General features: G+C 48.0%; 24 protein-coding genes and 2 riboswitches. Of the genes, 6 read left to right on the forward strand and 18 right to left on the reverse strand.

Features of this window, described 5'->3' with window-relative positions; translation table 11 throughout:
• Window positions 1-60 precede the first annotated feature (60 nt).
• From ACZ45G_RS18980 to ACZ45G_RS18990, 3 genes are all read left to right on the forward strand, one after another.
• On the forward strand, window positions 61-2,034 hold the full coding sequence (locus ACZ45G_RS18980) for a TonB-dependent receptor plug domain-containing protein (RefSeq protein ID WP_464172067.1): 1,974 nt from the start codon (window positions 61-63) through the stop codon (window positions 2,032-2,034).
• 712 nt (window positions 2,035-2,746) lie between these two features.
• Window positions 2,747-2,934, reverse strand: a riboswitch (cobalamin riboswitch).
• 204 nt (window positions 2,935-3,138) lie between these two features.
• The gene (locus ACZ45G_RS18985) at window positions 3,139-3,462 is read left to right on the forward strand and encodes a hypothetical protein (protein ID WP_464172068.1); all 324 of its coding nucleotides are present in this window, start codon (window positions 3,139-3,141) and stop codon (window positions 3,460-3,462) included.
• Window positions 3,443-4,519: a flavin monoamine oxidase family protein gene (locus ACZ45G_RS18990; RefSeq protein ID WP_464172069.1), complete on the forward strand. Its 1,077-nt coding sequence runs from the start codon at window positions 3,443-3,445 to the stop codon at window positions 4,517-4,519. Before ACZ45G_RS18985 ends, ACZ45G_RS18990 begins: the two co-directional genes overlap by 20 nt.
• A 22-nt stretch (window positions 4,520-4,541) precedes the next feature.
• On the opposite strand, the gene ACZ45G_RS18995 is transcribed toward ACZ45G_RS18990, so the two are convergent.
• From ACZ45G_RS18995 to ACZ45G_RS19050, 12 genes are all read right to left on the reverse strand, one after another.
• Window positions 4,542-5,330: a sirohydrochlorin cobaltochelatase gene (locus ACZ45G_RS18995; protein WP_464172070.1), complete on the reverse strand. Its 789-nt coding sequence runs from the start codon at window positions 5,328-5,330 to the stop codon at window positions 4,542-4,544.
• Window positions 5,305-6,747, reverse strand: coding sequence for a tetratricopeptide repeat protein (locus tag ACZ45G_RS19000; protein WP_464172071.1), 1,443 nt, complete (start codon window positions 6,745-6,747; stop codon window positions 5,305-5,307). The genes ACZ45G_RS18995 and ACZ45G_RS19000 overlap by 26 nt, the downstream gene beginning before the upstream one ends.
• Window positions 6,744-7,445 carry an energy transducer TonB gene (locus tag ACZ45G_RS19005; protein WP_464172072.1) on the reverse strand — a complete coding sequence of 234 codons (702 nt, stop codon included), beginning with the start codon at window positions 7,443-7,445 and terminating at the stop codon, window positions 6,744-6,746. Before ACZ45G_RS19005 ends, ACZ45G_RS19000 begins: the two co-directional genes overlap by 4 nt.
• Before the next feature lie 9 nt (window positions 7,446-7,454).
• Window positions 7,455-7,874, reverse strand: coding sequence for an ExbD/TolR family protein (locus tag ACZ45G_RS19010; RefSeq protein WP_464172073.1), 420 nt, complete (start codon window positions 7,872-7,874; stop codon window positions 7,455-7,457).
• Between the two features lie 31 nt (window positions 7,875-7,905).
• Entirely contained in the window at window positions 7,906-8,505 is a 600-nt protein-coding gene (locus ACZ45G_RS19015; RefSeq protein WP_464172074.1) for a MotA/TolQ/ExbB proton channel family protein, read from the reverse strand.
• Window positions 8,506-8,509: 4 nt separating this feature from the next.
• Window positions 8,510-10,030, reverse strand: a complete 1,521-nt coding sequence (locus tag ACZ45G_RS19020) for a MotA/TolQ/ExbB proton channel family protein (RefSeq protein ID WP_464172075.1) — start codon at window positions 10,028-10,030, stop codon at window positions 8,510-8,512.
• A complete protein-coding gene (locus tag ACZ45G_RS19025; RefSeq protein ID WP_464172076.1) occupies window positions 10,027-10,833 on the reverse strand; it encodes a DUF3450 domain-containing protein in 807 nt (268 codons plus the stop codon). The genes ACZ45G_RS19020 and ACZ45G_RS19025 overlap by 4 nt, the downstream gene beginning before the upstream one ends.
• 96 nt (window positions 10,834-10,929) lie before the next feature.
• Window positions 10,930-11,820 (reverse strand): ABC transporter ATP-binding protein, encoded by an 891-nt coding sequence (locus ACZ45G_RS19030; RefSeq protein ID WP_464172077.1) that lies wholly within the window; start codon window positions 11,818-11,820, stop codon window positions 10,930-10,932.
• Window positions 11,817-12,824, reverse strand: coding sequence for a FecCD family ABC transporter permease (locus tag ACZ45G_RS19035; RefSeq protein WP_464172078.1), 1,008 nt, complete (start codon window positions 12,822-12,824; stop codon window positions 11,817-11,819). The genes ACZ45G_RS19030 and ACZ45G_RS19035 overlap by 4 nt, the downstream gene beginning before the upstream one ends.
• On the reverse strand, window positions 12,821-13,678 hold the full coding sequence (locus ACZ45G_RS19040; RefSeq protein ID WP_464172079.1) for an ABC transporter substrate-binding protein: 858 nt from the start codon (window positions 13,676-13,678) through the stop codon (window positions 12,821-12,823). Before ACZ45G_RS19040 ends, ACZ45G_RS19035 begins: the two co-directional genes overlap by 4 nt.
• Complete coding sequence (locus ACZ45G_RS19045; protein WP_464172080.1) at window positions 13,671-15,719, reverse strand: adenosylcobinamide amidohydrolase; 2,049 nt, start codon at window positions 15,717-15,719, stop codon at window positions 13,671-13,673. The genes ACZ45G_RS19040 and ACZ45G_RS19045 overlap by 8 nt, the downstream gene beginning before the upstream one ends.
• Window positions 15,720-15,870: 151 nt before the next feature.
• A riboswitch (cobalamin riboswitch) is annotated at window positions 15,871-16,061 on the reverse strand.
• Window positions 16,062-16,149: 88 nt separating this feature from the next.
• Window positions 16,150-17,022 carry a M15 family metallopeptidase gene (locus ACZ45G_RS19050; protein ID WP_464172081.1) on the reverse strand — a complete coding sequence of 291 codons (873 nt, stop codon included), beginning with the start codon at window positions 17,020-17,022 and terminating at the stop codon, window positions 16,150-16,152.
• A gap of 437 nt (window positions 17,023-17,459) precedes the next feature.
• Here ACZ45G_RS19050 and ACZ45G_RS19055 point away from each other — a divergent pair, with 437 nt between their 5' ends.
• Together ACZ45G_RS19055 and ACZ45G_RS19060 are read left to right on the forward strand one after the other, a co-directional pair.
• Window positions 17,460-17,804, forward strand: a complete 345-nt coding sequence (locus ACZ45G_RS19055) for a CGGC domain-containing protein (RefSeq protein ID WP_464172082.1) — start codon at window positions 17,460-17,462, stop codon at window positions 17,802-17,804.
• Between the two features lie 21 nt (window positions 17,805-17,825).
• A complete protein-coding gene (locus ACZ45G_RS19060) occupies window positions 17,826-19,148 on the forward strand; it encodes a (Fe-S)-binding protein (protein WP_464172083.1) in 1,323 nt (440 codons plus the stop codon).
• 91 nt (window positions 19,149-19,239) lie between these two features.
• Here ACZ45G_RS19060 and ACZ45G_RS19065 read toward each other — a convergent pair whose 3' ends face one another.
• Window positions 19,240-19,626, reverse strand: a complete 387-nt coding sequence (locus tag ACZ45G_RS19065; RefSeq protein ID WP_464172084.1) for a YccF domain-containing protein — start codon at window positions 19,624-19,626, stop codon at window positions 19,240-19,242.
• 21 nt (window positions 19,627-19,647) lie between these two features.
• On the reverse strand, window positions 19,648-20,109 hold the full coding sequence (locus tag ACZ45G_RS19070) for a CBS domain-containing protein (protein ID WP_464172085.1): 462 nt from the start codon (window positions 20,107-20,109) through the stop codon (window positions 19,648-19,650).
• 200 nt (window positions 20,110-20,309) lie between these two features.
• On the opposite strand from ACZ45G_RS19070, the gene ACZ45G_RS19075 reads away from it, so the two are divergent.
• Entirely contained in the window at window positions 20,310-21,935 is a 1,626-nt protein-coding gene (locus ACZ45G_RS19075; RefSeq protein ID WP_464172086.1) for an ABC-F family ATP-binding cassette domain-containing protein, read from the forward strand.
• 98 nt (window positions 21,936-22,033) lie between these two features.
• On the opposite strand, the gene ACZ45G_RS19080 is transcribed toward ACZ45G_RS19075, so the two are convergent.
• The 4 genes from ACZ45G_RS19080 to ACZ45G_RS19095 all read right to left on the reverse strand — a co-directional run bounded on the left by ACZ45G_RS19080 (window position 22,034) and on the right by ACZ45G_RS19095 (window position 24,630).
• Window positions 22,034-22,243, reverse strand: a complete 210-nt coding sequence (locus ACZ45G_RS19080) for a SlyX family protein (RefSeq protein WP_464172087.1) — start codon at window positions 22,241-22,243, stop codon at window positions 22,034-22,036.
• A gap of 97 nt (window positions 22,244-22,340) precedes the next feature.
• Window positions 22,341-23,042, reverse strand: coding sequence for a spermine/spermidine synthase domain-containing protein (locus ACZ45G_RS19085; RefSeq protein WP_464172088.1), 702 nt, complete (start codon window positions 23,040-23,042; stop codon window positions 22,341-22,343).
• A gap of 73 nt (window positions 23,043-23,115) precedes the next feature.
• The gene (locus ACZ45G_RS19090; protein ID WP_464172089.1) at window positions 23,116-24,336 is read right to left on the reverse strand and encodes a putative sulfate/molybdate transporter; all 1,221 of its coding nucleotides are present in this window, start codon (window positions 24,334-24,336) and stop codon (window positions 23,116-23,118) included.
• A gap of 27 nt (window positions 24,337-24,363) precedes the next feature.
• Window positions 24,364-24,630, reverse strand: coding sequence for a DksA/TraR family C4-type zinc finger protein (locus ACZ45G_RS19095; protein ID WP_464172090.1), 267 nt, complete (start codon window positions 24,628-24,630; stop codon window positions 24,364-24,366).
• Between the last annotated feature and the right edge of the window lie 80 nt (window positions 24,631-24,710).

A 24,710-nucleotide genomic window follows, 5' to 3' on the forward strand; every position in this document is an offset into this window, starting at 1 on the left:
CGGTCCGGGGATTGTTGTTTTCCGGACCGATCACTACATTTTAATGGAGATTTTTAAATAATGAAACATTTGATTGTCCGGTGCCTTGCCTTGCTCTTATGCGTGTTGACGTTTTCCCTGCCTGCCTGGGGAGAAGAAGCGATTCCTTCTGAAACAACCCCCCAGGTTATGGAAACCATGGTGGTAACCTCGGGAAGAATCAAGGAAAAAAAAGAAAACCTGACCACCAATATTACGATTTACACACAAGAGGATATCCAGCAGGCCTCTGTTCAGAACTTGAGTGATTTATTGGCCAAAGAAGGATTTATGATCCGGGAATACCCCAATTCAACCAGTTCCGTAGAGATCCGTGGATTTCGAACAGATACCCATGGCAATGACCTGGCCAGCCATGTGTTGATCCTAATCAATGGACGACGTGCCGGTACCGGAAACATGGCAAAAATTACCATGGATAATGTAGAGCGTATTGAGGTTATCCGAGGTCCCGGGTCGGTTCAATACGGTGCTTCCGCCATGGGCGGGGTTGTCAATGTCATTACCAAACAAGGGAAACGCAAGCCTTCCTTCTTTGTTGAAGGCAACTTGGGAAGCTGGAACTACAAGGATGCCTCTGCCGGATTTTCCGGTCAGTTCAAGGCCTTTGACATTTCAGCAACCCTTTCGAAATCATCCCAGGATGACTATGACACGGCTGACGGTACCCGGTATTACAATACCGGGTATGATTCCAAGGAACGGGTCAGCTTCAATGCAGGCTGGACGTTTGTGCCTGATAACAGAGTCAGTTTTTCTTACACCGGATATGAAGGAAAAAAAATTGGAAAACCGAACTATTTGAGCAGCAATGATCTGGACGATTATATAGACAATTCCTTAAAAAGTTTTGATCTTGTTTATGACGGGCAAACTGCAGACGGATTTTTACTATGGAACCTGCGCTATTTTAAGGGAAAAGACGAGTACGAGACCTTTGATCCGTCAACCAGCAACGCACGTGACTATTATCGGGATACAGACCACCAGGGGGCCCAGGCCCAACTGACGGCCAAGTGGGATTTCGCCCATGTAACAGCCGGAGTTGACTGGACCGATTATGCCATTAGCAATACCTATACTGCTGCCGGAAAGGAAAACACCTATGAAAACCCGGCGGCATTTCTCCTGGCGAAAACCAGTCTGATGGATGACAAACTGATTCTTTCAGCCGGGGGACGCTATGACAAGTATGAGGTAGAAGGTGATACCGGCCAGAGCAAAGATGATACCAATTGGTCCTCAAGTGTGGGCGCAGCCTATAAATTCACATCGGACTTAAGCGTCCGGGCCAATTATGCCGAAGCCTTCAGGATGCCTACTGCAGATGAACTTTTTATGTACAATGACTACGGTTCCTGGGGTATCTGGGCTGGAAACTCTGACCTGAACCCTGAAAAAAGCAAAACCTATGAAATCGGTCTGGATTACAACAAAGGCAGCCTGACAAGTGGCATCACCTATTTCCATACGGACTTTGATGACAAAATTGGCTATGCTTATGATGCGGTGACCAATATTACGGGCTATGAAAATATCCAAGGCGCCACCATCTCAGGCATAGAAGCAACCCTGCAGTGGGATATAGGGAGCCTTTTCGGCTGGTCCTATGAACTGGTTCCCTACGGTTCTTTTACCACTTTAACCGAATACGAAAATGAAGAGACAGGTAAAAATCTTCAGTATACACCGGAATGGACTGCCTCCTATGGTCTACGGTTTGCCAACGGCGAACAGGGGTTTTCCTCCCGCCTGAATTTTTCCTACATCGGCGAACAGGATATCTCCGACTATGAAGGCACCGGCGCCACCACCCTCGACAAATACACCGTTGCCGACCTGATGATTTCCAAACGGCTTTTCTCCTTTGAAAAATATGGCGCTGTTTCCTTAAAGGCTGAAATAACGAACCTTTTTGATGAGTCCTATGCTGCCGTTCAAGGGTACACCATGCCGGGCCGTACCTTTTATGCCGGATTGAGATATACCTTTTAAAGGAATTAAGAAGTGACATCAGACAAATTTCCATTTACTGTATGCATTTGTCTGGTTGGATTGGGTTTGGCCCTGCCTTGTTTAGGTGGGGCCTTTCCAATCACCTTTTCCCATGGGGCACAAAGACTACCCACAGGACAATGGAAACGCTCAAACAGGCGGTCTGCCTGAAGCCCTGGCTTGAAAACTCTACCCAATATCAATCATTGCCAGAACCTGGTCTCCTGAATCTCCATTTATACCCGCAATGCCATCAATATAACCAACCCCATGATTCGATCAGTCCAGGAACCTGAAAAATTTCATTTCGCCCTAAATTTAATCAATAAAAGTCTTGCAGGAAATTGGATTTTTTGCTAGGATTTCGTTACAATAAATTGTAACCTGCGGGCGGTCGGAGATAAGGGCGGCATTAATGCCCGATAACCACCACACAGGTTTTGTCCAGGGACCGAATGGTCACCCACATGACTGTGACCTGAATATTTCCCATCTTTTGAGCAGGTCACTCCGGTCCTTGGAACAATTCAATTTCTTTGGATACATACATCAATGGATTTCTAATTCTTCTGACTGTTTATTTTATGGGACCCCTGTTAAAAACAGGATCAAAAACAAAAAAACCTTTCAGACAAACTCCATCTGAAAGGCTGCACCCTGTTTCTTAGGCCTTAAAATCCATTTAGCACGCATACATGTATACACCGCATGTTTGAGCGAACTCAATGTGGCAGGTCTTCTGGCTTACGGATCATCCTAGTTACCGAACCTTCCCTTGATGATTGTTTATCAAAGTGATTTTTTCTCCGGTTTTCGTCCCCGATTACAGCGGCGGGACCACTCTCGAATCTAACGAGATTCCCTTTTAAGTATTTTTACACCACTTAAAAACGATATCTCAATTTCAGGGCCGTGTCAATGTTTAAACAGGGCGGATGGATCTTTGCATATAGGAACAGTGCAATATCGCGACTTGTCTATATTTTTATCTGAATAACCATTTAAAAATATTCGTAATATTTTCCCAAATGCATTGGTATAAACCTTGCTAACCTCTTTGGATAGAAATCGAGCCCAATTGTTAATAGAGGAGGATACCCGCACATGGAAGTTTCAGTAACCCTGGATCACGGATGTATTCAGACAGCAATCAAAAGACGCCATGAACGGTTGGTAAAGGCCTATCTTAAAATGCCCCCCAGGGGCCGTGATAAATTTTTTATGGAGGAACAAATTGAGGGATTAACCTATCTGCTGGAAAATGGTGACTTTGCCCATATGCGGGCAAGATTCCCGGTTCTTTCGGGTGGAAAAAAACTGGAAGTCCTTTTGTTAATACCCAAAGCCTTCAAGGATACACGCCTTTTGGCCGATGGAAAAATCATTTTGATGAAATGGAAAAATTACAATGCCCACACAAACAAATGAGACCCTTATCATAGGAGGCGGCCTCAGCGGTTTGTATGCTGCCTACCTGCTCACCCAAAAGAATCTGCCTTTTGTTATCCTTGAAGCCCGGGACCGCATGGGCGGCAGAATTTTAACGGCGGAACACCAGGGGTTTTTTCCCGATCTTGGCCCCTCCTGGTACTGGCCTGAAATAAACCCAAAACTGATGCACCTCATCCAGACCCTGGGGCTTAGGGGATATCAACAATTTGAACAGGGCATGGGTCGTTTCGAATTATCCCACGGGCTTGTCCAGACGGTTAAAGGATATGCAACCTCCCCCCCCTGCTGGCGGCTTGACCTAAGTATGGCCGCCCTCATCGCAGGGCTTGAGGCAAAAATTCCACAAGGGTCGATCCGGCTGAACTCTCCGGTGTGTGAAATTGAAAGAGAAGAGAACCATACCCTTGTCAATATCGGGGAAATCGGGAAACCGCCCCGGGCAAGGTTCAGATCCCCCAGGGTGATTCTTGCACTGCCGCCGCGCCTTGCCGCCGCCACCATTCTCTTTACCCCTGATCTGTCCTTTGACCTGACCCAGGCCATGCTCAAAATGGGCACATGGATGGCGGGGCAGGCAAAATTTTATGCCCTTTATTCTGCCCCCCATTGGCGACAGAAAGGCTTTTCCGGTCAGGCCTTCAGCCAGCGAGGCCCCCTGGGAGAAATCCATGACGGATCCAACAGGGATAAGGGTCCCTACGGACTGATGGGATTTCTTAATATTCCCGCAGCCCAGCGCAATGGGAAAAATGCTCTGACCCGGTCAATTCTTGATCAACTCGCCGCCATTTACGGCCCGTCGGCGGCACAGCCCACACATTTTTACTATCAGGACTGGGCCCGGGAAAAATACACCGCAACCCAGTACGACCAGCCGCCCATGCACGAACATCCTCTATATCAACCGCCGGCAGGTCAAATTGCCATCTGGGATGGAATGATCCAGCTTGCCGGGTCTGAAACCGCAGACCATTACGGCGGCTACCTTGAAGGCGCCTTGGGCAGTGCCCAGAGAGCGGTTGCAAACATTTAACCAGCGCCCGAGTGCCTTTAATTTATAAAGGAATCACATCCAGGGCATCGGAAATGTGATCACAGAAGATCCTTGTGATACCGTCAATGCGGCCGATGCCATGATCCACCACATGGACCTCTATCCCGTTTTGCTCAAAAGTTTTCTGCCAGGAATCTTCTTCGCAGGTCAGATCTTCCGCAAAATGAACCCCTGCCACCAGCATGAAAGGCACAAGCCACACCTTTGTGAATCCGGCAGCTTTTATACGTTCAAGGGTGTGGTCCATGCCGGGGTATTCTTCCACCACCCCCAAAAATAATCTTTGGCCGTAGTGTTGGCGCAAAATAAATTCCAGGGCCGGGTATGCGGTCCAGGCCGGATGGTCTGTGCCGTGACCCACAAGGATGACGGCCTGGTCCTTGTCCTGGGGAATTACGGGAGACAAGGCCTTTGCAACAGCAGCATAATCCGTGTGGGAGGTAAGCAGGGGCAACCCCATGGCCGACCGGATATTGACCTGGTCCCGTTCCGTGACCAGGCGGTCAAATTCATGGCCGCCAATCAGATGCAAGGACTGGATCACCACCCATTCATGGCCCTTTTCTGCAAGGGACCGGGCCGTTTCAACGGGATCTTTTAAATTCAGTTTCTTTTTCTTCTTCATGGCGTGTTTCACCATTCTGGAGGAATAGGCCCAATGGATCTGATGCTCCGGAAATCTTTGCCGAAAGATCTTGTCCATTTGATCGTAGGTGGAAAATGCCCGGGCAGTGGTGCCGAATGCGGTGAGGATAATGGGGATACTATTTTTTAATGGTTTTTTTTGCATATGTATTTTCCTGTTGGATGGTATGGATTTCAAATATTTTGATCTGTCCAAGAGCGGCCCGGGTGGATTTTTTCTGGGACTTAAAGGCAGCTGCCTTTGAAAATGCTTTATGAGCCCTGTCAAGCCGGTCCTGGTCCTGGGGATTCTGGTTCAAGGCGGCATACCCCAGCATAAGCCAAGCCTGGCCCAAGGTTTTCGGATCGGGTTTGCCAACGGGCGGTGTCAAAAGTGCTTCCACCAAGCACTCATAGGCATCGGCTGCCCTTGCATATTTTTTTTGCCGGTACAATATCCGGGCTTTCAGGCGAAGAAGTTTGATATCCTTGGCGATGTCCAACCCTTTTTCAATCCAGGCCAGGGCCTTGTCCGGTTCATGGGCCATGGCACAGGCCTGGCTGATTTTCAGAACCTGGGATGGGGTCCAGGTCTCTTTTATGGCTGTCTGGTAAAACCGGACGGCTTTGACGGGGACTTCAAGACCAAGATACAAATCACCGGCCAACATGAGCTCCTCGTGGGTCATGGGGGTGAGATATCCGTAAATGACCAGGGCGGACACCCCCTGTTTCAATTGATTGTTGTTCAGGTGGATCTGGCACAAGGCCTTCCACCATTTGGGTTCCAGGGGGTCGGTCCTGGTCAGGAACCGGGTAAAGGCCAATGCCTTTTTCTCCATTTTCAAGTTAAGGTATTGATACAGGAGTATCTCCTGCCATTTTTTCTTCCGTTCACGGGTTTTTGCGGCCAATTCCTCAAGGATCGGCAGGGCCTGGGAATAACGTTCCAAGGAGAAAAGGATATTGACAAGACTTTCTTTCCATTCAAGACAAATCTTGTCCGGATGGGCCTGGATAAAGCTTTCAAACACGGCCAGGGCCTTTTGCGGATCATCTGCCTGAAAATGGCAGATTCCGGCATAATACAGATGAATGGGTTTGGGTATTTCAGAGGTTTTGTATCCGTTTTCAAAGGCAAACCCTGCCCTGGAAAAAAAACCTGACTCATACAGGCTTTTTGCCAAGTTGAGCCATCCGGCACAAAAGGCGGGATTTTGCTGCACCGATGCCTGAAAGCACAGGATGGCATTTTGGTTTTGATTAAGGGAGAGGTAGTAGTTACCCAAAAGAAAATGGATATAATAGTGGGTGGCGGCTTTCTTTTTTTTGAATTCTTCCAGAAGTGAAATGGCGTGGCTGACCTCTCCGTTCTGGAACAGGACCTGGGCACGGGTCACGCAGAGGCCGGCGGCCAGGGAAAGCTTGTCCTGATTGGTATGGGGATTGGAGGCCAGATTTTTTGTCTGGGCATTCGCAACCCCGTAGGTAAGCGAGATAAAACCCCACAAGAGTATGACCAGAAGTGATATAACCGGACCGGGGATACCCCCTGGAAAAATGGGGTTGGTGCTTCGTTTCATTGGTTCTCCAGTTTGAATCGGATGGTGGTCTGGGCTAGTGTAGCAACCGGGATACCCTCCAGGGTTCCGGGCTTAAATTTCCACTGGGACACGCAGTTGGTGACGCTTTTATCAAATACGTGTTCAGGCCTTGAGTCAACAATCCGGATCTGTTGGACCCGGCCCTTTTTGGTTACCAAAAATTCCACGGTTACGTATCCTTCAATTCCCCGGCGGGTTGCCAGCATGGGATAGATGGGAGGAATCTTCACCAGAGGGGTAAGGGGGGAATCCAGTTCACCCATGGTATAATGGGCTTTGAATATCGGACCCTCCATGGAAAAATGTTCAAGGCCCGGCATCACAAGATCCATGGAGGCCTTGGGCAGTTTTGGATTCAACTGAAAAACAAGCTGTGGTTTCAGGGTTGGGTTCAGGGCTGGTTTAAGGCTTGATTTTATCTCTGACCTTTGTTTGAGAGATTGTGGATGGATTTTTGTCTTTTCACGTTTTACTTGCCTTGGCTTTTCCAGTTCTTTTTTGGGGGGTGTTGGGGTACTTTTGATCTGGACAACCCGGACCTGCCGGATTTCCTCCAGGGCCTCTGGCACCGGACCCCTTTGGATAAGACCCGGCATGAGGCCAAAGAGGCTGACATTGAGCAAAACGGAACCAACCAGGGCAAAGATCCAGCCAGCAATGGATTTAAGGGAAGGCATAGGGCTGTCTTAGGCTCCCGGATCCTGGTTTGCGGCGATGGCAACATTTGGGGCACCGGCAAGTTTGCAGGCATCCATCACCGTGATCACAAGACCTGTCAGGCTGTCCTTGTCCGCCACAATCACCACATTGCCTTCCGGGTTTTCTGCCAGGGCCCGTTCCACATTGGCCCGGACCGCTCGGATATCCACCTTTCGCCTGTCAATGTGGATGGTGTTGTCCTTTGTAACACCGATGAGGATCGTGGTTTTTGTTTTGCTGACGGCAGTTGACGCAGTGGGTCTTGCAATGTCCACACCAGTCTCTTTGACAAAGGAGGTGGTGACCAGAAAAAAAATCAATAAAATAAACACCATATCAATGAGCGGGGCAATATTTAACTCAAGATTTTTTGAATTTGCCCGCCTGGCGGCACTGATGTTGAGCATGGTAAGTTTTTCCTTTATTTATCAAAAATATTTATAAAAAGCGTTTTAGATAGATGCCCGTGGCAGCGACCCGATACTTTAGGTTATTGGCTCTTTTGGTTAAAAACCCCGCCATGTAAAGGCCGGGGATGGAGACCATGAGCCCAGTTTGCGTGGAGATCAGGGCCACGGAAATACCCCCTGCCATGGCATTGGCATTGCCCGTGCCAAAATGGGTAATGACATCAAAGGTCTCCATCATTCCCATGACCGTGCCCAACAGCCCCAAAAGGGGGGCGACCCCGGCCAGGATGCTGATAACAGCAAGATAGGTGTCCACCGATGCCACCAGCCTTACCACAATTTCATCCAGGATAAATTCATCCAGATGGAGATCATGACTTCTGGCCAAAATAAATTGCCTTACCAGAAGCGAAGTTATGCCCTGGTATCGGTCATGGGGCATCTGGTTGGTTTTCACAAGTTCGCCGGCTTTTTCCCGGGGTATGTTCCTACCATAAAGCCTGCGCATGAACAAAATTCTGTTGATGATCAAAACCCACATGGAAAGGGATATGATAAGGATAGGGACCATGACCACCCCTCCCGATTGGATATAATTTCCCAGGGAGAATAAAAACGTTTTAATCATGAGCTTATGGCCTGGAACCCTTCCGGTTCATGAACACCAGATTGACAAAGGCCACGGATTTTTCCTCCATTTTGGATATCTGGGTTTCAACCCTCCGGCTCAAAAAAGTATGGGCCATCATGATGGGAATGGCCACGGTCAGGCCCAGCATGGTGGTAACCAGGGCTTCTGAAATACCACCGGACATCATCCGAGGGTCTCCTGTGCCACAATAGGTGATCACATGAAAGGTGTTGATCATTCCGGTGACGGTTCCCAAAAGGCCCAGCAACGGGGCAATGGCCGCCAGCATCCCCAGGGTGGATAAAAAGCGTTCAATCCGGGGGATTTCTCCCAGGATAGCCTCCTGGAGAACATTTTCCATGTCCTGCCGGGTCTGGTCCTTAAAGGCCAGGGCGGTCAGCAGCACCTTGGGAATGAGTTTTTGATGGCCCAATTCCAGAAATGTCCGGCAGCCTTCCCAGTCATCGGCCATGATCCGTTCTTTGACCGTTTTCATCAAGTTTTCCGCATTGGTTCCTCTCCGGGTAAAAAAGACAATTCTTTCAATGAGAAGACAACCCGCCAGCACCAGGATGATCAGTATGGGCCAGACAATGGCCCCACCCTTGGGAATCTGATCGGCCAAATTGAGTTTGTGGGCCAGCTGCCGGATGGCCCCGCCCTTTGAGATGTCAATATAGACATCATCGCTTTGGCCCTGGATATAGGCGGCAATCTTGCGACTTATCCCTTGTGAAGGAAGTTTGGAAAGGGCAAAATATTGCTGGCTATGGTCAGAATACAAGAAAAACCCCAACTCTTTGTCCAGCTTATAAATCCCGGTAAAATTTCCCAGGATCAAAAGGTTTGCCTCCTGTTCTTTTCCTTTTCGGTCGATGATCCGGCCAGAGGTCAGGGTCACCTGGCCGGACAAATTGATCTCGTCAAACAGATGATCCGTCATCATTTCCAGGTCATCCATGGAGGGGTACTTTCTCTGATCTGAATTTTCATGGCTTGGGTTTTCCCGGCCCAAAATGGGGTCTAAAAATGCATGGCGCCCCGGGGTAAGCCCCGATTGAAGGCTTTGCAGCAAAAGGGTCTTCAAATCCTTGGCATTGTTCCTGACAAATCCTGAAAATTCCTGGTTCACGGCCCGGGTCTTTTCAAGGTCCTGGTTAAGCTGGTCTTCCGATTCCTTCAAGGTTTTGATACGGGTAGCGATCTTTTTATTTTGGGCTTTCACGATTTTTATACCAGCCTTGAGGTCTGCAATGGCTTTTTTTAGGGCCTGGCGATCATTTTTAATCAGAAGGGCCTGGGTCCTGGCCTCTTTCAGGGCTTCTTGTTTTTCCGCCATGGCCTTTTGGATCAATTGCCTTCGCTGGCGTTCACGGACCTGGTAGTCCGATCGCATGTCAGACCTTGTGTCCGATGTAATGTCTGGTTTAATCTCCGGTGTGGGGGTACCTGCCCAGCAAACCCCGGGCAGGCCTGCCAGAAAAACCATATACATGCCGATAGAAAACGAAGAAATTTTCATTGATCCTCTCCTTGAAGGGCCAGATGTCCGATGGGAAGGGACAAAAGTTCCACGGGTTTTCTCTTGGTACCGATTTCAATTGCCGAACGAACCGCGGGCAGGTACTCGTCGGCGAGGGGCTGCCATTCGGCTTGGGCCACATTAAAGCGGGCGCAGGATTGCCGGTCCAGGGATAAAAAGAAAAGGGAGACCCGGCCCAGACGAAAAATATTGCCCGTGGTTGTTTTGCCTTCCATCATCACCTTCTCCTGGTATACTTCGATGGTTGTGCCATATTCTGCCTCAACAAACAGGGCTTCCATCACCCGTCTGTATTTTTCAGCCACCGATACCCCGGGGTCAGTGATCCCCTTTTCAAGAGAAGTCATCCGCACAGCCCGCTCTTGTTTTAAGAAAGGGGCATCCGCTGCCACAAAGGCAGCGAGTCTTGTAAAAACCTTCTGTACAAAGGGAAACAACTCCTTTTGGATTCTCAATGAGGCCTGTTTTTGTTCCATAAGGGCCAAGTTTTGGGCTTTTTGACTCTGTTGTGCTGCGGTCAGCTCCCGGTTTTCCGACACCAGTGTCCCATGCTCCAGTTCAAGCTGCTCGTACACGAGGACCAGGTCTGATCGTTCCTGCTCCCATTGGTCCCTTTGTTTCTGGCTTTCCTGACGGGTGGTAACCGATTGTTCAACGGGCTGGATCAATTTTTGTGCAATGTTGGCCTGGCATAGACCGGACGAAGGCATGGCAACAAAAGCGCATCCCCAGAACAAAATACCTGCCCGGATACCCCTTGTCTGATTTTTTAAAAATTTCATGGCAATCCAATTATGTTAAAGGTTTATATTCATCCATGCCAGAGCAATATCAGTGCCAAAACACCCAGGGGATTTTTAATGACGGGTCTTGTCCGTTTAGTTGCCATTATTGTTCTTCGCCTGTGAGTGGGGGTTGATTAAAAACACCCAGGGTTTGCCGGATATGGGATTGGGCCTGACCTGAACCCTTGTTTGATACACCGCCTGGATGGATTCTTGGGTCAACACCTCTTCCGGGGGGCCAGCCTTGAAAATTTTGCCCTGGTTTTTGTCCATGAGCACCAGCCGGTCGGAATACTCTGATGCCAGGTTCAGGTCATGGAGCACCATGAGAATGGTCAGGGACAATTGGGTTTTAAGGGTATTGACAAGGTTGAGCACCCTTACCTGGTGGGTAATGTCCAGGTGGGCCGTGGGTTCATCTAAAACCAGCAAGGCCGGTTCCTGGGTCAATGCCCTTGCAATTGCTGCCAGCTGCCGCTCTCCTCCGCTGATTTCATTGAGTTTGGCATGGGCGAGGGCGGCAATCCCTGTCATTTCCATGTAGCGTTGGGCAATGGCCAGATCTTTTTGACTTTCAAAAAACTGGTATCGCTCAAAAAAAGGCAGCCTGCCTAGCAGCACATAGTCCCTGACGGTCATGGCAGCCGGATCAATGGTTTGCATCACCACGGCCAGGTGACGGGCAAGATCTTTGTTGGCAAGTGTTTTCACCTCCTGACCCTGGATATGGATAGTGCCGGTTTCCGGCACAACGCTTCTTAAAATTGTTTTGATCAAGGTGGTTTTGCCGCAGCCGTTGGGCCCGATAACAGAGACAAACTCCCCTTGAGCAACGGAAAATGAGATATCCTTGAGGATGATCTCCTGCTTGTACCGAAAGTTCAGGTGCCTAATTTCCAGCACGTTTTTCGCCATGTCCTCCGCCATCTTCTCGTTCACCATGTCATCGTTCACCATGTCATCGTTCACAGGGTCATCGTTCACAGGGTCACCTGCTTTCTTGAAAGGGCCCAGATAAACAGGACCCCGCCGATGATCCCGGTGATCACCCCGACGGGAAGCTCTAAGGGGGCAATGATCACCCGGGCGATCACATCGGACAGGGTAAGAAAAGCAGCCCCTGAAAGAAAGGAGGCTGCCAGAAGAATTCTATGGTCCGGACCTGTGATCATGCGGACAAAATGGGGGACAATAAGGCCCACAAACATGATGATACCGGCAACGGCCACGCTCAGGCCCGTTAAAAATGAAGCCGTGATAAAAAGAATCTTTTTGGTCCGGGAGGTATTGATGCCCAGGTTGGCCGCTTCTTCATCCCCCAAAAGCAATGCGTTGAGATCCATACAAAAAAAATAGGAAATGACAAGGCCGGCAATGGACCCTGCGCAGGAAATCTTGATCAGGGTGATGTCGGGTTCATCCAGGGATCCCATGATCCAGAGAACAATGCTCTGGAGATCGTCGGTTTTAGCCAGGGCCATGAGCAGCATAACCAGAGAAGATGCCACATAGGAGATCATCACCCCGGTCAGCAGCATCCGATTGGACCGGACATTCTGATTGTTGCGGTTCAAATTGTAAACCAAAAAAATCACCAGGCTGGCCCCGATAAACCCGGACAAGGGATAGGCAACAATACCGATGACAGCGTAGAACTCAAACAAAATATTCACACAGACCCCCAGGGAGGCCCCACCGGAAATCCCCAGGGTGTAGGGTTCCACCAGGGGGTTTCTGAACATGCCCTGGAGAAGGGTCCCGGCAAGGCTCAGGGCTCCGCCGATGGACATTGCCAACAAGATTCTGGGTAAGCGTATCCCCATGAGGATACTGTATTCCGCCGTGTCCTTTCCTCCCAGCAAAATGTCGGGAATATCGTTTATGGGAATGCCGGCACTGCCCGTGCACAGGGCTATAATTCCCACGACCGCTACAAGGACTGAAAGTCCCAAAAGGATCACCCCCCATCGCCTGACCCGCTTGTTCATCGGATCTCCGGATGAAGCAGGGGCAAAACGACCCCTAACCCCGCAACAAAGGTGTCAGGGGTGGGACTGCAAATCATTTCAGGGTCCAGCACATGAACCCGGTTTTTTTTCACCGCATCAATGCTCTTAAAGGCCATCCATTTTTTCCGTTCAAGTTCCCCGGCGCGTTTGGAGGTTCCCATGGTGGCAATGAGAATAACCTCAGGATTTTCCCGGATCACTTTTTCCCTGCTGTAAATGCCGGAAGATTCATTCTCTGCTATGTTGATCCCTCCGCCATAACGGATATATTCATTGATAAACATCTCGTGATTGGCAGAATGGAGGGGTTTAAGTCCGATCTGCAAAAAAACCTTTGGCTTGACAAGGTTTTTTGTTCGCTCAAGAATTTTGTTGGCCTGTTTTTGGGCTTTGTCCACAATTATCCGGGCAGCCGGTTCCTGTCCCAGGGTTTTTCCAATCATGAGGGTTATTTCGCACATCTGCTCAAAGGTTTTCGGATTGCCGACCCGAAGGATGTGGATGGATTGCCCTTTTAAAATTTTGAGCTGTTTTTCCCGGGACAGGGCACTGGCAATAACCAGATCCGGCTGCAGCCGGATAATTTTTTCAACATTCATCTGGGTGACCGACCCGATTTTTTCTTTGAATTGTGCCTCTTTCGGGGTGTTGCAATAGGTAGTGTCGGCAATCAGCTTCCCTTCGGCCCCCACAAGATAGATGGTCTCGGTGATAATGGGGGAAAGAGAAATCACCCGCTGGAAAGCCGGTGTTGCCAAGCCTATCCGGGCACCCACCAAAACCCCTGCAATAACCAAGAGCAGTATCACCCCGTTTATGGGGCGACTATTCATGGATCACCTGTTCCAGAGCGCCGGTAAATATGGCGTTCAGCGCTGTTTTAAGGACCGGCGGTATTTGCGGGTCTAAAATTAAATCCTGGATGTTATCAACCTTGTGTCCGGCAATCTGTGAGGCAATGGTTTTGCACCATTCTTCATAAAGGGTTAAATCCCTTATCAGACCGCGTTCGTAGGCATCACTCAGGGCAAGGGTTGCTTCTAAAAATGCGGCATATTTTTTTTCAAGCACCAGGTATTCCACAATTTTGGCAAACTCATTTTTTTCGATACCCTTCTTATGAATGCAGTCACAGTTCATCCCTGTTGCAAGGCTGTACAAGGAGATTTTTCTTTCCTTGAGGCGCTGGAAAATATGACGGTTGGAAGTGATTTTATTTTGTTTTAAAACCGCTCCTTTCACGCCGTCATAGACGGCCTTTCCAATGAGTTCCCCCATTTTTGAATGGCCCCCGGCATTTTTGATGGCCTTTCCTTCCCCCTGCACCACCAGAATGTTATCGGTCCCCGTCCCCGTGGCCTGATTTAACAGTGGCGTATAGGCACTTCTGATGTCCATGTCCTCAAGGGCTGCGGTCTTTGCCTCTGTTGCCGCAATGATCGCACGGGTCATGGCCCGTCTGGATAATTTCATGTTGGTCAGAATAATGATATTAATGGTGCCGGGCTCGTAAAACGCTCCCGTATCCTTTGATATGCGAATTGCATTGGACAGGACACCGGCTGTGACAAGGGATGTCACCTTCATTTCTTTAAACGTTTTTTGGATCACGCTCAGATTGTCCATATCCGCCCCTGTGATCAAAAAGGAAGTGGTGTCCTTTGCTTTACCATTGGCCCTTAAAATTTTGGTCCGGATGTCATCGATCCCAAGCGTGTGCCCTGGCCCCCAGGTGGGGGGGGGTGAATAATGATTGCCCACCGTAAAAATATTGTCCCGCTGGCCTTCAAGGGTGGAGACAATAGTCTGGGGCCGTTTAAAATCAACCATCAGGGTTTTGTTGGCAAAATCATAGATGTCAGCGGTATTGATAACAGCCGACTTTACATAGTCCAGATCAATATGGATGGGGCGTGACCGGGTGATTTTTATCGGCAGAATATCATTGGCCGGATTTGCAAATTCATCCATATAAATCATGGAGGAAAGCCAGGAGACAAAATACCCTGAATGGGTGGATGCCCTGCAGGTGAGCTCACAGGGAAAATAATAGATCTGATTATTTTTTACGGCATCCACCTCTTTCCATCCCGGCCGCGAAAAAAAATTTTGACTAGCTTCTCTGTCATTGCCGCAGCCATATATCACTTGGGGATTAAAGGCCTGCCATTCTTCCAAGGTCACCTCAACCACACTGCCCTTTTTCCCAAAATCCGGCGGAAGACCGCCAGCCAGGCGTATCAGTTCGTTTTGAAAAGAGGTGTTACCCGGGGTCATGATTTTGTCACGGCCCATGAGGCGGATCACCCGTTTGCGAATACCTGGAACAGCCCTGACCAGTTTTTTTTCAATGTGACCCATTGCCAAGAGGTTATTTTCGACCACCTGCCGTGCACGGGTTTCCCGATGGAATAATTTGCCCAGGGCCAGGATATTTTCATGGGACTGCTCAATGCTTTGGGTTTCATAGACAAAGATCTGCCCCCCTGCCGTCTTCAATTCATCCAATCCATCATATAGGGTCTGCTGTTGAAACGGTGCCAAAATAATCAAATCCGGCTGGAGCACTTTTATTCGTTCAATGGAAGGCATGAAAAATCCACCCACAACTGCTTTGTCGGCTGCTCCTTCAAGGGTGGCATCGTGATAGGTCAAACCGACAACCGCCTCTCCTGCACCAATTTCAAACAAAATTTCAGCGGCACTGGGCACCAGACAGACCACCCGTAAAGGCGGGTTTTTAAACACCAGATCATTGCCTTTGGAATCTGTAACACCAATGGCGGCAAAACAGGTAAAACTAGTGAACAGACAGACAAGTCCCATCCAGGCAGCCAGAAAATTTTTCAGACCCCTATTCTTTTTTGTTTTCACATTCAGTTTCCAGTTTATTAACAACCCGCTGTGGAACCGGCCTGAAATGCCCGGGCCTTGGACAAAAAAAAACTCCAGACCGATTTTAAAAATCAATCTGGAGTATCCCTTTGCTTAGTCCAAGATCCATGAACACCCCTTCGTCCTCGAAGGATGTGCAACATTCCAGGTAGGTCTTCTGACTCTTGGATCTTCCGAATTACTTTTGCCTTCCCATCAACTTCAACGTTGGCAGTGGCGTGAGTAAAGCATTCGTCCCCAATCACAGCGGCGGGCCCGTCCCTGATTTAAACAGGAGTTCCCTATTAAGCATTTTAATGCACCTGAACTGATACGCTTTTATTTTGAATATCCACTAAAGTCAACAAGAAAAAAAGCCAAACCCCACCCAACCGATCATCTGTTTTTAATTTATAATTTCAGGCAGCGATCATACCACTTCAATGTGCCAGGGTTCAAACCGAACCCCCAGGTCATTGCCCCGATCATATCTAAAGGTGATATATCCTAGATCCGCCAGCCGCTTATACACCTGGGTCTGGGTAAATTGTTCTGTGAAATTGGCCACCCCAAACCCTTTTTTCCCCACATCAAAATCCCCAACCCCATGGTAGGAATACCCCGGAGGAGCAAGGGAGCGCGATGCCATGGAAAGGTTACCGCGACTTTTTGCTGTCTTGTTCAAAAACAGCAAAAACTGCTTCATGACACTGCGAATTCCAGAGGTCAACACCACATCCGGCCCGATTTTTTTTTGAATGGCTTGGTAGACGGCAATGGGTTTTCCCCGGTAAAGGTAATGACCGGTTGATGGAATTTTTTTAACCTCTTTTTTCTTTATTTTTCCCGTGATGGTTTCAATGGTTTTTTCTCCCATAAACCCATATTTTGTAACCTGGTCATAAAAAATTTTTTCAAGAAAAAAAAGTTCTGCCTTTGAAAACCTTCCGATTCGTGAGTAACTCCTGGCATAGACAACCGCATCGTCAAAATTTAGAAGGGAAAAGTTACCATACCCAATCACTTTTTGTATCCGGGTCAGCCGGGCAAGACTCGTGTTAAGCAGGGCGACATCATTTGGCGACAGCAAGATATCATCTTTAAATGCATGATCAAAGAACCGACTTTTGATAAGCCGATCCTTGACCCCATGGTCAGGAGCAAGGCTATTTTTCACACCCCTATCCGCCCCAGCCCTCTGGGATGAATCACGTTTTTCAAAACCAGGAGCAAACCCAAGGACATCCGGTACCGGTAACACCATGGAAACAGCGGCTAATTTTAAAAATTTTCTTCTGTTCATATGACTAAATCATCTTTTTTTATTATAATGCAACGGCTTAGGTTCTGCCTATTTTAGCTCAAATATTGTACCCCAACATGCTGGTCTATAAAAGTTTTTTTTTATTTTTATCCAAAGCAAATCTTTTTGCCGGGGGTGTGGAATGAAAATAAGGCTGTGATTTTCAAGATTGAGGTAGCAGATTTGAAACCCCTGCCTTTTTATAGAGTGCAAGCCTGCGACTTTTTTTTGGGCATCGAAAGCGCCCCAAAACATAACCATCTAATATTATGCCGTTTTTAACCACTTCCATCAAATCCCTCTCCCCAAGACTTTTTGGCATACATTATGCTTTTGGTTAACTGGATATTCTGAATATTCTGAAAATTTTGAAGATTCTTGATATTTTGAATTGGAAAAGCTACCATGAATTGAGATTAACAGAGGAGATGTTCAAAATGGAAAAAGTTGCGGTTGTCGGCTGCGGTACATATATGGATCAGGGACATGGTTGCCCCGGAGAATGGAGATGCCTGAAAGCAGCATCCGAAGGGGATGGAAAATTTGAAAAACCTTCTGCCGTGGTGGCCTTTGTCAAATGTGAGTGCCCCGGCAGAGCTGTCATCCCCACCCTTGGAATGGCTGCCAAGCTATCTGAAATAAAACCAGATAAAATCTATCTAAGTTCCTGCCTGGTCAATGCCAAGCCAGGATGCCCCTACTACAGCCCTGAAGAACTTGCTGGTCTCATAAAAGAAAAAACCGGTATTGATGTAATACTAGGAACCCATGATTATCATTAACCCTTTTGAAAGGAAATAAAGATGACAGAAACTGTCATTAAGCTTGGTCATAAAGGTAAAAGAACTACCTTTATGGACAAGGTTAAAGAACTGCTGCCCGAAGGCGGCAATCTCAATGCGTGCCTGACATGCGGCGCCTGTGCTTCGGGCTGTCCCGCCACGGGTCTCGGTGATATGGATCCCAGAAAATTTTTACGAATGGCAGCCCTGGGCATGGATGAAGAAATTATTGCCTCTGACTGGCCCTGGATGTGCACCATGTGCATGCGGTGCATCTATGTTTGCCCCATGAAAATTGACATTCCCCAGCTGGTTTTCAATGCCAGACAGTTGCGGCCAAGAGAGGAAAGGCCCAAAGGGATCCGGGAATCCTGCGACATGGCCCTGAGAAACGATACCACCTCTGCCATGGGAACATCTGAAGAGGATTTCGAATTTGTTGTCAATGATGTGCTGGAAGAATACCAGGAATCCCAACCCGAGTTCGCAGAAATGGAAGCCCCTATTGACAAGGAAGGGGCTGAGTTCTTTTTGAATCAGAATTCAAGGGAACCTGTCACAGAACCCGACGAGATGGTCCCCCTGTGGAAAATTCTCCACACGGTCGGTGCAAACTGGACATACGGCAGCAAGGGATGGGCAGGAGAGAACTACTGCATGTTCCTGGCCGACGATGATGACTGGAAAAAAGTCACCAAAACCGCTGCTGACCAAGCCACCAAACTAAAGAACAAGATCTTTCTCAATACCGAGTGAGGTCACGTAACATACTCAGTCCTGGCAGGACTGAAAAAATACAACATTAAACACGATTTTGAAGTAAAAAATATTTATGAATATTATGCCAAATGGATCCGTGAGGGAAAACTTCCGGTCAGCTCCGACTGGAACAAGGATCTGAAGATTAAATTCACGGTCCAGGATCCCTGTCAGATCGTCCGGAAAAGCTATGGAGACCCCATTGCTGAAGACCTGCGTTATGTTATTAGAGCCGTTGTAGGGGAAGAAAATTTTGTCGATATGGTACCCAACCGCTCCAACAACTATTGCTGCGGCGGCGGCGGCGGATTTCTCCAGGCAGGATTTAAGGAAGAGCGCCTTACCTATGGAAAAATTAAGGACAACCAGATAAAAGCCACCGGTGCAGACTATTGCATTGCCGGCTGTCATAACTGCCATGCCCAGATCCACGAGTTAAGTGAGCACTATGGGGGAAATTATCCCGTGGTTCACATGTGGACCCTGATCTGTCTGGCATTGGGTATCCTTGGACCCAATGAAAGGGAGTACCTGGGGGATGATCTCAAAGAGGTCAATGTCTTCCACCCAGAGAGTGCTATGTAACATCCAATCTAAGGGGCCGAAGACAACATTCTGTTGTCTTCGGCCCACTCTTTTTTGTTATCCCCTTTTGCTATTTTTCAGAACCTAATTACTATTTAGGAACAGCCCTTTTTCCCAGGGGAGCAAAACAAACCGTAGCCAGTCTGAAATGTGCAAATCCAAAGGGAATACCGATAATGGTCAGGCAAAGAGTGGCACCGGCCAGGATGTGAGAAATGGCCAGCCAGATACCGGCCAGGATAATCCATAAAAAATTGGCAAGCCCCGTCCCCAGGACCCGTTCCTCCCCCACCGCCCGTGAATCCACAAGCTCCTTGCCAAAGGGAAATGCCGCAAATCCGGCAATCCTGAAAGAGGCAAAACCAAAGGGGATACCCACAACCGTTAAGAACAAGAGACCGCCCAGAACGACCCATAAAAGCCAGGCCACAAATCCGCCGCCAAAAACAAACCAGATGATATTTAATATGAGTGCCATTATTTATCCCTTGGAAAAATCTTAGGAAAAGAAGTGATAATAAATATCGGAAATATAAACGACACCGATAAGCCTTCCATTTTCCAGCACTGGTAACCGCTTATATTTATTTTTAACCATCCGATCCAAAATAACCATTAAATGTTCATCGGCAGAAGCGCCCACGATGTTGATGCTCATCAGCTGGCTTACCGTTTTCCCCTTGACCTGCTTCAAGGACCTTTCAAACTGGCCGGTCCAGTCTATTTCATCACCACGGATGCCATGGTTCAAAACATCAGGCCGGAGATGATAGAGGATATCTGCCATGGTGATGATCCCGACAAACATGTGAACCTTATCATGGACCATGAGACTAATAGTCTTATCACCGGTTTCCCTTACCCTGCCGTTTGTAATCATTTGAATCGCTCGTTCAACACTTGCATCGGACTCAATGGTATCAAACTCAGTGGCCATAATATCTTTTACAAATACTTTCAAAAAAAATCTCCTATACTTTAACTTAACGCCATATTAATTATTTTTTTTATCATTCTTCTTTTAGCCTTCCACTATCAACCTGTCAAAGGAATAAAAACAACTTTCCTTTTATGCTTAATAATGGTATAGTTCTTCGATTATCTAACCACAGGTAAAGTCCCCTGTGGTTTTTTTATTTAATACCAAGGAAATAAAAATCAATGATTACCGCAAATAACATCACCCTGGCCTATGGCAAGCGGGTATTGTTCAAAGACGTTAATATAAAATTTGCTCCGGGCCATTGTTACGGACTCATCGGCGCCAATGGTGCCGGGAAATCCACTTTTTTAAAAATTCTGGCCAAGGATATCGAAGCCGATTCAGGCATGGTCACTGTTGGCCCGCGTGAACGAATCGCCGTACTGAGACAGGACCACTTTGCCTTTGACGAGCAGAATGTTCTAAACACAGTCATCATGGGTCATCAAGCCCTCTACAATCTCATGACAAAAAGGGATGCCCTTTATGCCAAACCCGATTTTTCAGAAGAAGACGGCATCAAATCCGGTGAGCTTGAGCTCGAGTTTGCAGAAATGAACGGCTATGAGGCTGAGCCTGAAGCCGCCACTCTCTTGAATCATCTGGGGATTGCCGAAGATCTGCACGCCAAAAAGATGAAAGAGCTTGAGGGAGGGGAAAAAGTTCGTGTACTTCTTGCCCAGGCCCTGTTCGGGAACCCGGACGTCCTGCTATTGGATGAGCCCACCAACAACCTGGACATCAAATCCATTGCCTGGCTTGAAGAATTTCTCTTTCGATTCAAAAATACGGTCATTGTGGTATCCCATGACCGCCATTTCATGAACCAGGTGTGCACCCACATTGCGGATATAGATTTTGGACAAATCTCGGTATATGTGGGAAACTACGATTTCTGGTACCAGGCAAGCGAGTTGAACCTGAGACAAAAACAAAATGAGAACAAAAAGGTTAAGGACCGGGCCGATGACTTAAAGGCATTTATCCAAAGATTCAGTTCAAATGCCTCTAAATCCAAACAGGCCACTTCCCGGAAAAAACTTTTGGAAAAACTCACCATTGAAGACATGCCGGTTTCCTCAAGAAAATACCCCTTTATCAGTTTTCAGCCGGAACGTTCCTGTGGCAATGTGATCCTGGAAGTTGAAGGACTCACCAAAACCATTGACGGCGAAAAGGTATTAAATAATGTCAGTTTTACCGTGAACGGCAATGATAAGATTGTCTTCATGAGCAGCAACAGCGTTGCAAAGACAACCCTTTTCCAAATCCTTTCCGGAGAAATGGAACCGGATGCCGGCAGTTTCAAATGGGGCGTCACCATTTCCCACTCCTATTTTCCCAAGGAGCACAGCACCTATTTTAAGGGGGATAAAAACCTCATCGACTGGCTCATGCAATACGCCCCCCCAAAAGAGGGAGAAAATTTTGCCCGGACCTTTTTGGGACGCATGCTCTTTTCCGGAGAAGATGCCACAAAAAAAATCGACATACTTTCGGGCGGGGAAAAAGTTCGCTGCATGCTTTCCCGGATGATGCTTGCCAATTCCAACGTGCTGGTGATGGATGAACCCACCAACCACCTGGACCTGGAATCCATCACCGCCTTAAACAACAGCCTGCTCAAATTCAATGAGGTGGTTCTTTTCACCTCCCATGACCATCAGTTCGTAAACAGCCTGGTAAACCGGATTATTGAGATTACACCCGGTGGGGTCATTGATCGCCTCATGACCTTTGACGAATATATTGAAAGCACGGAAGTTGCGAAAACCCGGGAAGAAATGACCCAAAAAGCGGCCTGAAAAAACTAAATTTATACATCACTCAAAGGGGCATGAAGATCATTGTATTTTTCTTCATGCCCCTTTTTAATAGTATCAATTTGTATAAAAGCGCTCCGTTAATAATGGGGAGGCTTTTCATTTGCCGGTGCATCAATCCTCGATGTAAACTCTGAAAATTCTTTCCCCTGCGTTGACAACAGGTCACAAATCTTGGCGAGACGTTGAATTTCATTTTGCTGCTCACAAATCACATCATTCAACTCTTTGATGGTCTGTTCCTGAAATTCAATCTTCATTTCAATTTTTACCAAACGCTCTTCATCCATTTTTGTATTTCCCTTCAGGCCATGGCCCTGGTTAATCTTATTGTTGACCCGGTGTTTTGATTTGACCAGGTGTTTTGATTTAATCTGGTGTTTTGGTTCAGGGTCTTTGCCCCAACCAGATGGTGTGCTTGCTGCCCTTCCCGGATTTCCGAGCTCTCACAGAAACCATTTTTGTTTTAAACCCGGTACGCTTCATTCGCCCCGTGAATGCCTCGTCAACGGCAGAAGACCAGACGGCCAGAATGCCTCCTTGTCTCAGCGCATCAAAGGAAGCCTTTAAACCCGAATTACCGTAGAGCCGATCATTGGCCTCGCGGGTAAGCCCTGCCGGTCCATTGTCCACATCCAGAAGGATGGCATCCCAGACAGCTCTTTGTTTCCCGATGGTTTTCACCACATCCTCCTGGGTCACCCTCACCCGGGGATCCTCCAAAGGGATGCCTGCCAGATGCCCTAGGTATTTTTGGTTCCATTTTACAACCGCCGGGATCAATTCAGCCACAAGGATCTGTGCGTCTGAACCGGACTGTTCAAGGGTGGCGGCAAGGGTATAGCCCATTCCCAAGCCTCCAATGAGAATCTGCCAATTGACCTTTGGATCAAGGCGGCTTAAGGCCAGCTCGGCCAGGGATTCTTCAGACCCATGGATACGGCTGTTCATCAACTCGGTACCCGACGTTCGGATGGAAAACTCCTCACCCCGGGCCAGAAGGATCACCTCCCCCTCATTTCCGGGAACCTTGGCCCGGTCAATCTCTTTCCAGGGGATCATGCGGGGTGCCTCAATTGAAAATCCCATGACCCATTTGATCTGATGTTTACCCGTATATCACATTCCATATTTTATGATTCATTCTCCTTTAAATATTCAGCTAAATATTCAGTTTTTTAGACTTCAATGCATAGGCCAGGAGAATTCCCACTCCAAAGGCCACGGCCAGATTAGACGCCAGGGTAATACCCAGCATGATCATGCTCACAAAAAGATCCCTTCTCTCCTTCATATCAATGACGGTAAGGGCCAGCTGGCTGCCGGCAAATATCAAGAGTATGCCCAGCACGGAAAAGGGGATCAGATAAACAATGACAAGGCTGTGTATCCCCAAAAAGATCGCCAGACCCACAAAAACCAGGCCGATCATAAGATTGGATCCGGCTGTGCGGGCACCAAATCTGTAATGGGCTGCCAGCCCCCCTGCCCCGTGACACAGGGGGATTCCCCCCACAAGAAAGCAGAACAGATTTGCCAGGCCCATGCTGAAACACAATGCCCGATAAGTGACGCGTTCAGAAGCTTTTTCAAAATATTGATGGGATAAATCCGCATTGGCAATGACCGCATTTCCCAATGTCATGGGCAATTGAGGAAGCACCAGAATCAGGAGTGCAAAGGAAAAATCCGCCCCGGTGGGAAATCCGAAGGGCAATAGGCTGGGCAGGTAAATTCCGGGCATAAATTTGGCAAATCCTTCATGGGTACCCCAAATCAGACCAAAAACAATGCCTGACAGGATCACCAAAAGCCCTGCCGGCAATTTTTTGTTGTCCAGAAAAAAAAGCGTCATGATACTACCGATGATTCCCAAAAACACCCCAATGGGCAACAGACCGATGCTCTGAAGATTCAAATAGGGTTCGGCTGCCCCGTGGAGGAGTTGGAAAGTTGAGGTGCCTGCCACAAATTTAACCCCCTGGGCCATGAGCAATGCCCCGGTTGACATCTGAACCCCCCTGATGACAGATTTGGGGATATATTTGCCCAGCAGACCAATGGCACCGGTCCCGCCAATCACCAAAAGAAACAGGCCCACCAGAAGCCCGGAGGCGGCAATTTGGGAAGCGCTCAATGTCATGGCAATGGCATAGGCACCAATGACCTTCATGGGCTGAACCGGAACCGTGATGCCGTAATAGATCCCGGAAAGAATATAAAAGAGGCCAATGGAAAAAAAGACCCCGACAGGGCTCAACCCATTAACCAGGATCATTCCCACGGATAAGGGAAGCAATGTCCCCAGATCCCCAAGTCCCCCGGAAAATTCCATGCGATTAAACGCATAACCAGACTTTACCACCCTATCTTTCAATACCATCTTAAGAATCTCACCTGATAATTAATATTACTTCAATTGACTGTCTTTGCTGCCCCGTCGATTAAAACCTGTGGAAATCGTTTGCTGTTTTTCAAGCTCAGACTGGCAGTTGATGCACAAGCGAACCCCGGGAATTGCTCGGCGGCGGGCCTCTGGAATAGCGGCATCACACTCTTGGCAATGGGTTAAACCTTTCCCCTCGGGCAACCGACTCCTGGCAAGTTTCACGGCATCATTCACACTTGCGTCTATCTGTTCCTGCACTGCCCCGTCACGGGACCAACCACCCGCCATAATCTGCTCCTATACAAAGTATTATCTTCATTAAATTATCAGAATTATGCCCACAACAACAGTTGAATATTGTGCAACCT

It is taken from the genome of Desulfoconvexum algidum (assembly GCF_055382125.1).